General features: G+C 72.0%; 7 protein-coding genes. 6 read left to right on the forward strand and 1 reads right to left on the reverse strand.

What is annotated here, in order from left to right:
• The first annotated feature begins 106 nt into the window (after positions 1 to 106).
• From ACFWZ5_RS40795 to ACFWZ5_RS40805, 3 genes are all read left to right on the forward strand, one after another.
• The gene (locus tag ACFWZ5_RS40795; RefSeq protein ID WP_384803804.1) at positions 107 to 781 is read left to right on the forward strand and encodes a DUF402 domain-containing protein; all 675 of its coding nucleotides are present in this window, start codon (positions 107 to 109) and stop codon (positions 779 to 781) included.
• Positions 782 to 897: 116 nt separating this feature from the next.
• Positions 898 to 1,575 (forward strand): class I SAM-dependent methyltransferase, encoded by a 678-nt coding sequence (locus ACFWZ5_RS40800; RefSeq protein ID WP_384803801.1) that lies wholly within the window; start codon positions 898 to 900, stop codon positions 1,573 to 1,575.
• A 56-nt stretch (positions 1,576 to 1,631) separates the two neighbouring features.
• A complete protein-coding gene (locus tag ACFWZ5_RS40805; protein WP_384803798.1) occupies positions 1,632 to 3,749 on the forward strand; it encodes a SpoIIE family protein phosphatase in 2,118 nt (705 codons plus the stop codon).
• 92 nt (positions 3,750 to 3,841) lie between these two features.
• Here ACFWZ5_RS40805 and ACFWZ5_RS40810 read toward each other — a convergent pair whose 3' ends face one another.
• Positions 3,842 to 6,364, reverse strand: a complete 2,523-nt coding sequence (locus tag ACFWZ5_RS40810; RefSeq protein WP_384892254.1) for a transglycosylase domain-containing protein — start codon at positions 6,362 to 6,364, stop codon at positions 3,842 to 3,844.
• Positions 6,365 to 6,621: 257 nt separating this feature from the next.
• Here ACFWZ5_RS40810 and ACFWZ5_RS40815 point away from each other — a divergent pair, with 257 nt between their 5' ends.
• Genes ACFWZ5_RS40815 through ACFWZ5_RS40825 form a run of 3 tightly spaced genes read left to right on the forward strand, consistent with a single transcriptional unit; the run spans position 6,622 to position 10,261 of the window.
• Complete coding sequence (locus ACFWZ5_RS40815; RefSeq protein WP_384803792.1) at positions 6,622 to 7,149, forward strand: PadR family transcriptional regulator; 528 nt, start codon at positions 6,622 to 6,624, stop codon at positions 7,147 to 7,149.
• The gene (locus tag ACFWZ5_RS40820) at positions 7,146 to 7,832 is read left to right on the forward strand and encodes an ABC transporter ATP-binding protein (protein WP_384803789.1); all 687 of its coding nucleotides are present in this window, start codon (positions 7,146 to 7,148) and stop codon (positions 7,830 to 7,832) included. The genes ACFWZ5_RS40815 and ACFWZ5_RS40820 overlap by 4 nt, the downstream gene beginning before the upstream one ends.
• Positions 7,829 to 10,261 carry an FtsX-like permease family protein gene (locus ACFWZ5_RS40825; protein WP_384803787.1) on the forward strand — a complete coding sequence of 811 codons (2,433 nt, stop codon included), beginning with the start codon at positions 7,829 to 7,831 and terminating at the stop codon, positions 10,259 to 10,261. Before ACFWZ5_RS40820 ends, ACFWZ5_RS40825 begins: the two co-directional genes overlap by 4 nt.
• The last annotated feature ends 634 nt before the right edge of the window (positions 10,262 to 10,895 follow it).

A 10,895-nucleotide genomic window follows, 5' to 3' on the forward strand; every position in this document is an offset into this window, starting at 1 on the left:
ACCACCCCCCTGACCAAAACCGCCGGACGGGCTGAATTTTTCAGCCCGTCCGGCGTTTGAGGACGAGGGGCGGGGTGGGGGAAAACTCACCGCCTACTATCTGTTCATGACAGACCTCGGCAGCGGAAAGACGACCCCCCGGTGGGCCCCCGGCGACCACATCCTGTGGCGCTACCGTGCGAACGGCGGCGACACCGCCCACATCTGCCGGCCCGTCACCGTCGTCGAGGACAGCGAGACCCTCCTGGCCGTCTGGCTGGCCCCGGGCACGGAGTGCGTGAAACCGGTCCTCGCGGACGGCACCCCGGTGCACGAGGAACCCCTCGCCACCCGGTACACCAAGCCGAGGACGACCCGCCGCGACCACTGGTTCGGCACGGGCGTCCTGAAGCTGGCCCGCCCCGGGGAGCCCTGGTCGGTGTGGCTGTTCTGGGAGCCGGGGTGGCGGTTCAAGAACTGGTACGTGAACCTGGAGGAGCCCCGCACGCGCTGGGCGGGCGGCGTGGACTCCGAGGACCACTTCCTGGACATCTCCGTACGCCCGGACGGCTCGTGGCGCTGGCACGACGAGGACGAGTTCGAGCAGGCGCGCAGGGCGGGTCTGATGGACGAGGAGAAGGCGGCGGAGGTCCGGCGGGCGGGGAGCGCCGCGGTGGCGGCGATCCGCGCGTGGGCGCCGCCGTTCGGGGACGGCTGGCAGGACTGGCGCCCGGATCCGTCCTGGCGCATTCCCGTCCTGCCGCGTGACTGGGACCGCACGCCCGCGCATGTGTCGCCATGAGACCCTTGGTGCACCACCGTGGTTCAAACGTAGGATCGTCCTCCGCAAGGGCGCACAGCAACAACTCCTCGTGCCCTCGCGCGGCCTGACAGGATGTCATCAAGGAGCGGCTGAACGTGAGCGAGGATTACGGAGCGCATGGCGTCCGCGACCGCGCGGGCCAGGCCGAGGCGTTCGACGCGATCGGCGCGGCGTACGACGTCGCGTTCCCGCACAAGGAGGGCCAGGTCGCGGCCGGAAACCGCCTCGCCGCCGAACTTCCGCGCGGCGCGCGCGTCTTGGACGTGGGGTGCGGCACGGGCCTGCCCACGGCCCGTCAGCTCACCGACGCGGGGCACACGGTCGTGGGTGTCGACCTGTCAGCCGGAATGCTGGATCTCGCGCGCAAGAACGTGCCGCCGCCCGCCGCCGAATTCCGCCGCGTGGACCTCGCGGACCTGCGGCTCGACGGCGAAGGTCAGGGCGCTGTGGGGCAGTTCGACGGGATCGCGTGTTTTTTCGCGCTGTTGATGCTGCCCCGTGAGGAGATACCGTCTGCTCTTCGGCTGCTGCGGTCGCTCCTCAGACCCGGCGGCCTGCTCGCCCTTTCGATGGTCGAGGCCGACCTGGACGACGCGGCGATTCCGTTCCTGGGGCACACGATCCGGGTATCCGGTTACCTGCGGGACGAACTGCGGCAGGTCGTGCGGGACGCCGGTTTCGACATCGCCCACGAGGAGTCGTACGCGTACGCCCCGGCGAGCACCGACGCACCACCTGAGCACCAGTTATTCCTGCATTGCCGACGCGGCTGAGCAACGCTTGGACGGCGCGCGCGGCGCGCAGCCCCGGACGGACGGATTCGAAACGCGTGACGGAGCACCTCAGCCCCTACGAGGGCCGCAAGGCACCAGTTGCCCGGCCACCCGCCCCCGCGGATCCCCGCGGGGCGCTGCTGCGTACCCCGGAGACGGAGGCACGGGGCTCCGGAGGCATGAACGCCCTGCCCGCACAGGCACGCACGGGCGAGCAGGACGCGGGCATGGGCACGGGCAGTGAGCACGCCCAGTCGTCGACGCAGGCCACGGACGGACCGGGCAGCCACCGGCCGCGCCCCGCACCCGAAGGGGTTCCGTCACAGATGGGACAGGTCGGGCAGACAGAGCAGACAGAGCAGATGGGGCAGGCGGGTCCGGACGACATCCGGGCGGGCGCCGAGCCGGCGGCCGCGGGCGCTCCCGGCGGCACGGAGCGGCGCTCGGGCCGCCCACGCCCGCCGGGCCCCGCGGCGATGCGGCGCGACGGCGACCGGCTGCGGTTCGTGGGCGCGGCGACGCGGCGCATCGCCCGCGGCATCGACCTGGACGAGATCGTGATGGGCCTGTGCCGGGCCACGGTGCCGACGTTCTCGGACGCGATCCTGGTCTATCTGCGCGACCCGCTGCCCGTCGGCGACGAGCGCCCCACCGGACCGCTGCTGCTGCGCCTGCGCCGCACGGACCGCATCCCGGAGGACCAGGACACCGACGGCGGCACGCTGCCCGCGCTCCAGGTGCAGTCGGACCTGGCGACGGCGGCCGAGCTGTGCGAGGTCCGCGTCGGCAGCGCGCTCGCCGAGGTCCTGCGCGGGGTGCGGCCGGTCTTCGCGGACGCCTCGACGGCGCTCGGCGCGCTGCCCGAACTGCTCGGCGAGGGCCGGGCGGTGCCGGGCGGCCAGCGGGCGATCCTGGCGCCGCTGCGGGGGCGGCGGCGGGTGATCGGCGCCGCCGTGTTCCTGCGCCGCCCGGACCGGCACCCCTTCGAGACCGACGACCTCCTGGTCGCCGCGCAGCTCGCCACGCACAGCGCGCTCGGCATCGACAAGGCCGTCCTGTACGGCCGCGAGGCGTACATCGCCGACGAGCTGCAGCGCACGATGCTGCCCGAGACCCTGCCGCGCGCCACCGGCGTGCGGCTCGCCTCGCGCTACCTCCCGGCCGCCGAGACCGCCCGCGTCGGCGGCGACTGGTACGACGCGATCCCGCTGCCCGGCAGCCGGGTCGCCCTGGTCGTGGGCGACGTCATGGGGCACTCGATGACGTCCGCCGCGATCATGGGCCAGCTGCGCACGACCGCGCAGACCCTCGCCGGACTCGACCTGCCGCCCCAGGAGGTCCTGCACCACCTGGACGAGCAGGCCCAACGGCTCGGCTCCGACCGCATGGCGACCTGCCTGTACGCGGTGTACGACCCGGTGTCGCACCGCATCACCATCGCCAACGCGGGCCATCCGCCGCCCGTCCTGCTGCACCTGGGCGGCCGCGCCGAGGTCCTGCGGGTGCCGCCGGGCGCGCCCATCGGCGTCGGCGGCGTCGACTTCGAGGCCGTCGAGCTGGACGCCCCGGCGGGCGCGACGCTGCTCCTGTACACGGACGGGCTCGTCGAGTCCCGCCTGCGCGACGTGTGGACCGGCATAGAGCAGCTGCGCGAGCGGCTCGCCGCGACCGCCCAGCTGACCGGGCCGGACCACCCGCCGCCCCTGGAAGCCCTGTGCGACGAGGTGCTCGACATGCTCGGCCCGGGCGACCGCGACGACGACATCGCGCTGCTCGCCGCCCGCTTCGACGGGATCGCGCCGAGCGACGTGGCCTACTGGTTCCTGGAACCGGAGGACGCCACTCCGTCGCGCGCCCGCCGTCTGGCCCGCAGCGCCCTGGAGCGCTGGGGCCTGACGGACCTCAACGACGCGGTGGAGCTGCTCGTCAGCGAGGTCGTCACCAACGCCGTGCGGTACGCGACCCGCCCGATCACGCTGCGCCTGCTCCGCACGGACGTGCTGCGCTGCGAGGTCGGCGACGACGTGCCGCAGCTGCCGCGGCTGCGCCAGGCCCGCGCGACGGACGAGGGCGGCCGCGGGCTCTACCTGGTCAACAAGCTGGCGCGGCGGTGGGGTGCCACGCGGCTGAGCACGGGGAAGGTGGTCTGGTTCGAGCTGAACCAGACCACCTGAACGGGCCGCCGGGGCGCGGCCGCGAGCGGAACGGACGAGGCGCCCGGAACCAGTGGTTCCGGGCGCCTTGGGCTGTTGGGCCCGCTCGTGGGCTACTCGTCCTCGCGTCTCGACCGGTCCGCCCGGTCGTCCGGGTCGCCGGGGCCGAACGTCGGCGAGTTCGTCGTCGGCGGGGTCGTCGGCGGCGTCGTCGGCGGCTTGGTCGAGGGGGTCGTCGGCGGCGTGGTCGGCGGCTTCGTCGTCGGGTCCGTCGGCTTCGTCGTCGGCGGCTTCGTCGTCGGCTCGTCCTTGTCGTCCGGCTCGGTGGTCGGGGCCGACGGCGTCCGCGGGGCCTGCGTGGTCGGCTCGGGCGGCGGCGCGACGCCGGCGCCCATGGTGGTGTCGAGGTCGAACTTGGCGCGCGAGCCCGTCGCCTTGAACATGTACGCCGCCCACACCTCCGCCGGGAAGCTGCCGCCGTCGACGCGCGGCTTGCCGCCCGCGCCGCGCATGGACACCTGGTCGCCGCGCTTGAACTTCCCGTCGTTCTCGGGCTGCTCGCCGAACAGGCCGACGGACGTGACCAGCTTCGGCGTGTAGCCGACGAACCAGGCCGACTTGTTGTCGTCGGACGTACCCGTCTTGCCCGCGACCTGCTGGCCCTTGCGGGTGGGCGCGTCGCGCACGGACGTCCGGGCGGTGCCGTCGTCGACCACGCCGGTGAGCACGGACGTCACGGAGTCGGCGGCGCCCCGGCTGATCGCCTCGCCGCCGATCGCCTCCGGCACGTCGACCGTGCGGTCCTTGTGCTCGACGGACTTCACGAGCTGGGGGGTGACCTTCTTGCCGTGGTTGTCGAGCGTCGCGTACGCCCCGGCCATCTCCAGCGGGCTCGCGCCCATCGAGCCGAGCGTCTGCGCGGGCACGGCAGGCAGCCCCTTGACGTCCATGCCGAGCTTGCCCGCGGTCGCGAGGACCTTGTCCATCTTCACGTCCACGCCCATCTGCGCGAAGACGGAGTTGATGGACTTGTTCATCGCGGTCTGCACGGTGACCTGGCCGTACGAGTGGCCGTCCTCGTTCGGCGGGGCGAAGCCGATCTCGCTGCCCACGACCGGGCGCTTGCTGCGGCCGCTGTAGATGGTGTTGGCCGTGATCGGCTTGCCGGACTGCGTCGTGGCGCCCTCCTCGAGGGCGGCGGCCAGGATCAGCGGCTTGAAGGTGGAGGCGGGCTGGTAGTCGGTGCGGGTCGCGTTGTTCGTGTAGTGCTTGAGGTAGTTCCGGCCGCCGTACATCGCGACGATGCCGCCGGTCTTCGGGTCCACGGACACCGCGCCCGCCTGCACGCGCGCGTCGGCCTTGCTCTTCTCCGGGTCGAGCCGGTCGTTGAGCTTCTGGTCGACGGCCTTCTCCAGCTGGCGCTGCTTCTTGGGGTCGATGTTGAGCGTGATCGTGTAGCCGCCCGCCTTGAGCTGCGCCTCCGCCTCGGACTTGGTGTAGCCCTGCTTGACGAGCTGTCCTTCGACGATCTGGTTGGCGGCCTCGATCAGATAGCCGGTCTGCCCCTTCTTCTCGGGGTCGGGCTTCGGGTCGTCCGGCACCGGGAACTTCAGGCCGTCGCGCTTGCCGGAGTCCAGCCAGCCCTCCTCGACCATGTTGTTCAGTACGTAGTTCCAGCGCTCCTTGACCAGCTTCTTGCCGGTGGGCGACGCGGCCGCCCAGTCGTAGGTGCTCGGGGACTGGAGCAGCGCGGCGAGGTAGGCGCCCTGCGCGACGTTCAGCTTCGACGCGTCGACGCCGTAGTACGCCTGGGCGGCGGCCTGGATGCCGTAGGCGCCGCGGCCGTAGTAGCTGGTGTTGATGTAGCCCGCGAGGATGTCGTCCTTGCTCTTCTCGCGGTCCACCTTCAGGGAGATGACCAGCTCCCGCAGCTTGCGGGTGACGGTCTGCTCCTGCGACAGGTAGTAGTTCTTGACGTACTGCTGGGTGATCGTGGAGCCGCCCTGCTTGCCCTTGCCGGACAGGGTGTTCAGGACGCCGCGGGTGGTGCCCTTCAGGTCGATGCCCGAGTCCTTGTAGAAGGACTTGTTCTCGGCGGCGACGAAGGTGCGCTGCACTTCCTTCGGGATCTTGTCCAGGTCGACGATCTCGCGGTTCACGTCGCCGTCGCGGGCGAGGAGCGAGCCGTCGCTGTACTTGTAGATGTTGCTCTGGAGCCTCGCGGCGGCGTTGCCCTTGGGGATGTCGACCATCAGGTAGAGGACGACGAAGCCGAGCATGCCGAGCAGGATGAAGCCGAAGAAGTAGCCGATGAGCTTCTTCCACGTGAAGAAGCGGCGTATGCCCTTGGGCTTGGGCTTGGCGGGGCGGCCACGGCGGCCCGCGCGGCGCCCGCCGCCTCCGGTTTCGCCGGAGCCGGAGCCGGAACCCGAGCCCGCCCCGCCCTCGGAAGCGCTCGCGCCCGCGGGAGCCTCGCCGGCCGGAGCGCCGGAGGCGGGTATGCCGGAGGCCGGAGTGCCGGTCCCCGACGTGCCGATGTCCGAGGTGCCCTCGGCCGGAGTGCCGGTGGCCGGGCGGCCTCGCGCTGCCCGGCGCGCACCACGCTGCCGCGCTTTTCGCTCTTCCGCTCGGCCCATGACTCTGGTTCGCTCCGCTTCTTCTCGTCAGGTCAGCTCATGAAGCTAACACCGCACCCAAGGACAAAAGCCCCTCGATCCGGTCTTTTCCGGACGTGACAATCAGCACCCGTCACAGGGGAACCCTTGCCGTCCCACCGGAATCGACTCCCCAAACACCTGAACGGTTGCCTCGCCCGCCGGCCGGAGTGACCCCCTCCACTGCTACACACTCCGCGTATACACACCACGTATACGTGGTGTGTATAGTGCTCCGCATGTCCATCGGTCACACTCTCCTCGGGCTCCTGGAATCCGGACCCCGGCATGGCTACGACCTCAAGCGCGCCTTCGACGAGAAGTTCGGGCACGACAAGCCCCTGCACTACGGCCAGGTCTACTCGACCATGTCCCGCCTGCTGAAGAACGGCCTCGTCGAGGTCGACGGCATAGAGGCGGGCGGCGGCCCCGAGCGCAAGCGGTACGCCATCACCGAGGCGGGCATCACCGATGTCCAGCGGTGGCTCGCGACGCCCGAGAAGCCGGAGCCGTACCTCCAGTCGACCCTCTACACCAAGGTCGTCCTCGCGCTCCTCACCCACCGCGACGCCGCCGACATCCTCGACACCCAGCGCGCCGAGCACCTGCGGATGATGCGCATCCTCACCGACCGCAAGCGCAAGGGCGACCTCGCCGACCAGCTGATCTGCGACCACGCCCTGTTCCACCTCGAAGCCGACCTGCGCTGGCTCGAACTGACCTCTGCCCGGCTCGGCAGGCTCGCCAAGGAGGTGCTCCCCGCATGACCCCGGCAGGCTCCCTGCTCACCGCCCACGGACTGCGCAAGGCCTACGGCCCGACCACCGCCCTGGACGGCGCCGAGTTCTCCATACACCCCGGCGAGGTCGTCGCCGTGATGGGCCCGTCCGGCTCCGGCAAGTCCACGCTGCTGCACTGCCTCGCCGGGATCGTCCGCCCCGACGCGGGCGAAATCTCGTACAACGGCCGTCAATTGACGGGCATGACGGACACCGAGCTGAGCGCGCTGCGCCGCAGCGAGTTCGGCTTCGTCTTCCAGTTCGGCCAGCTGGTGCCGGAGCTGACCTGCGTCGAGAACGTCGCCCTTCCGCTGCGCCTGAACGGCGCCAGGCGCAAGGACGCCGAGCGCACCGCCCTGACCTGGATGGAGCGCCTGGAGGTCGACGACGTGGGCGGCAAGCGGCCCGGCGAGGTCTCCGGCGGCCAGGGCCAGCGCGTCGCCGTGGCCCGCGCGCTCGCCACCAGCCCCCGCGTGATCTTCGCCGACGAGCCGACCGGAGCGCTCGACTCGCTCAACGGCGAGCGCGTGATGGAGCTCCTCACCGACGCCGCCCGGTCCGCCAACGCCGCCGTCGTCCTCGTCACCCACGAGACGCGCGTGGCCGCGTACTCCGACCGCGAGATCGTCGTACGCGACGGCAGGTCCCGCGACATGGAGCGCCTCGTATGACCCGTATGAGCAGTACGCGTACGAAGCCCGCGGCGCCGCCCGCCGGGCAGGACGCCGGACCGGCCGGACCGACGGGTGCCCGCGCCTGGGCCCGCGACCTGGCCATGGGCATCCGCTTCGCGGTCGGCGGCGGCCGCGAGGGCTGGATCCGCACGGTCCTCACCGCCGTCGGCGTGGGCCTCGGCGTCGCGCTGCTCCTCGGCGCCGCGTCCGTGCCCGACCTGCTGCAGAACAAGGACGACCGCCAGACGTCGCGCAACCCCGACGAGCGGACCGGCGGCAAGGAGCTCAAGCCCGGCGACACGACGATCCTCGTGCGCCAGACCGGCACCGACTTCCGCGACTCCGAGATCAGCGGCCGCATGCTGCGCGCCGACGGCGACCGTCCGGCCCTGCCGCCCGGCCTGAGCGCGGCGCCCGGGGCCGGCGAAATGGTGGTCTCGCCCGCGATGCGCGACCTCATGAACAGCTCCGACGGCAGGCTCCTCAAGGAGCGGTTCGCCCAGTACCGCGTCACGGGCACCATCGGCGACGCGGGCCTGACGAGTCCCCAGGAGCTCTACTACTACCTGGGTTCCGGCACGCTCACGACGGACCAGGGCGCCCACCGCGTCAAGGCCTTCGGCTACGACCCGTACAAGGAGCCGCTCAGCCCGCTCCTGATCGTCCTGGTCGTCCTGATCTGCGTCGTGCTGCTCACGCCGGTACTCATCTTCATCGGCACCGCCGTGCGGTTCGGCGGTGAGCGCCGCGACCAGCGGCTCGCCGCGCTCCGTCTGGTGGGCGCGGACCGGCGTGCGGTGCGGCGGATCGCGGCGGGCGAGGCGCTCTTCGGCTCCCTCGTCGGGCTCGCCCTGGGTGCCGTCTTCTTCCTCGCCATGCGGCAGTTGGTCGGCGTCGTCGACATCTGGCAGGTCAGCGCGTTCCCGTCCGACATGGTGCCGATGCCCGGTCTCGCCGTGCTGATCGCCGTCGCGGTGCCGGTGTCGTCGGTCCTGGTCACGCTGGTGTCGCTGCGCGCGGTCGCCATCGAGCCGCTCGGCGTGGTGCGCAGCGGGAAGGCGCGCGGGCGCCGGCTGTGGTGGCGGCTCGCGCTGCCCGTCCTCGGCCTCGCGGTCCTCCTCAACCAGGACCGCGTCGAGGCCTACAGCATGGACGTCGACGTCTACACGATCGCGCTGGGCGCGACCCTCACCCTCGTCGGCCTCGCCACGCTGCTCCCCTGGGTCGTCGAGTCGGCCGTCGGCCGTCTGCGCGGCGGCGCCGTGCCCTGGCAGCTGGCCACCCGGCGGCTGCAGTTGAGCAGTGGCACGGCGGCCCGCGCGGTCAGCGGCATCACCGTCGCGGTGGCGGGCGCGGTCGCCCTGCAGATGCTGTTCGCGTCCATGCACGACGACTTCAACACGACGACGGACGCGGACCCGCGCCGCGCCCAGCTGCAGGTCTCGTCCGAGAGGGCCGACGGCGCGCTCGCCCAGCGCATGGTCGACGACTTCCGGGGCACGAAGGGCGTCAAGAGCGTCATCGGCTCGGTCTCGACGTACGTAACCGTGCCCGGCAAGGTGAAGAACCAGGAGGAAGAGGGCCGGCCGACCACCAAGCTGACCGTCGGCACCTGCGCCACCCTGCGCGAGCTGGCCCGCGTCAGCTCCTGCACGGACGGCGACACGTTCATCATCCACACCGACCAGTCGGACCAGAACGGCTGGGTCGACGAGGTGGCCCGCCCCGGCAGGCCGGTCGACCTCAACTCCGCGAGCTGGGAGGGCCCGGGCAACGGCAAGCACGCCCCGTGGACGCTGCCGAAGTCCACCCGCACGGTGCAGGCGCGCCCCGACCCCGTGGGCGACCTCCACTTCGGGATCTTCGCGACGCCGAAGGCCCTCGACGTGGCGAGGATGCGGAACGCGTCCACGGACGCCTCGGTCCAGATCGACCCGGGTCTCAAGGACGCCGAGGAGTACGTCCGCAACACCGCGGCCCGCATCGACCCGATGATCGGCGTCCTGACCATCCGCATGATCGAACGCGACAAGCAGTACGCGTCCGTCGCGAAGGGCCTGCAGGCCGGGGCGATCGCGACAATGATCCTGATCGCGGCGTCCATGCTGGTGTCCATGCTGGAGCAACTGCGCGAGCGGAAGCGGCTGCTGGCGGCCCTCACCGCGTTCGGTACGCGGCGGTCGTCCATGGCGTGGTCGGTCCTGTGGCAGACGGCCATCCCGGTGGTGCTCGGCCTCGGGCTCGCCATCGCGGGGGGTCTGGCCCTCGGTACGGTGATGTGCCGCATGGTGAACAAGTCGGTCACCGACTGGTGGGTGTTCGTCCCGCTCACCGGCGCGGGCGCCGCGCTCGTCGCGACGGTCACCGTGCTGAGCCTGCCGTCGCTGTGGCGGATGATGCGGCCGGACGGTCTCCGTACGGAGTGACACGCCCGCGTCACCCAACGGGACCGTCCCGCCCCCCTCACGCGGGGTGCCCCCCCCCGGCGGGGAGGCACCCCGCCACCGCCACCGCGCCGAACTACCTCTCCCACCCGCCCACCCGTTTCCACCCCCACGCGGGGCGGACGCCTCTCGCGGGGGTTGCACGCCATCGGCGCCTGCAGCCCCCCACCGCTACCGCGGCGAACTGCCTTTCCCACCCGCCCACCCGTTTCCACCTCAACACGGGGTGGACGTCTCTCGCGGGGGCCGTTCACCACTGGCGGCTGCGGGCCACACAACCCCCGGCGAGGGCTCCCCGCCGCTACCGCGGCGGATGCTCTCCCACCCGCCCACCCGTTTCCACCCCGACGCGGGATGGACGCCTCTCGTGGGGGCCATTCACCGCTGGCGGCCGCGGACCCCCAGCCGCCAACGACGGGCAAGCCCCACAAGAGGCGTCCACCTCACGTTGAGGCAGAAACGGGCGGGCGGGCGGGGAAGGCAGTCCGCCGCGGTAGCGGTGGGGGGCCGCAGACGCCGATGGCGGGGAGCCTCCACTGGGGGCGTTCACCCCGCCGCGAGGTGGAAACGGGCGGGCGGGTGGGTCAGAGTACGCGTACTGGGAGGGGGCGGAGGG

This window comes from Streptomyces sp. NPDC059003 (assembly GCF_042740445.1).
In the GTDB taxonomy this organism is placed as follows: domain Bacteria; phylum Actinomycetota; class Actinomycetes; order Streptomycetales; family Streptomycetaceae; genus Streptomyces.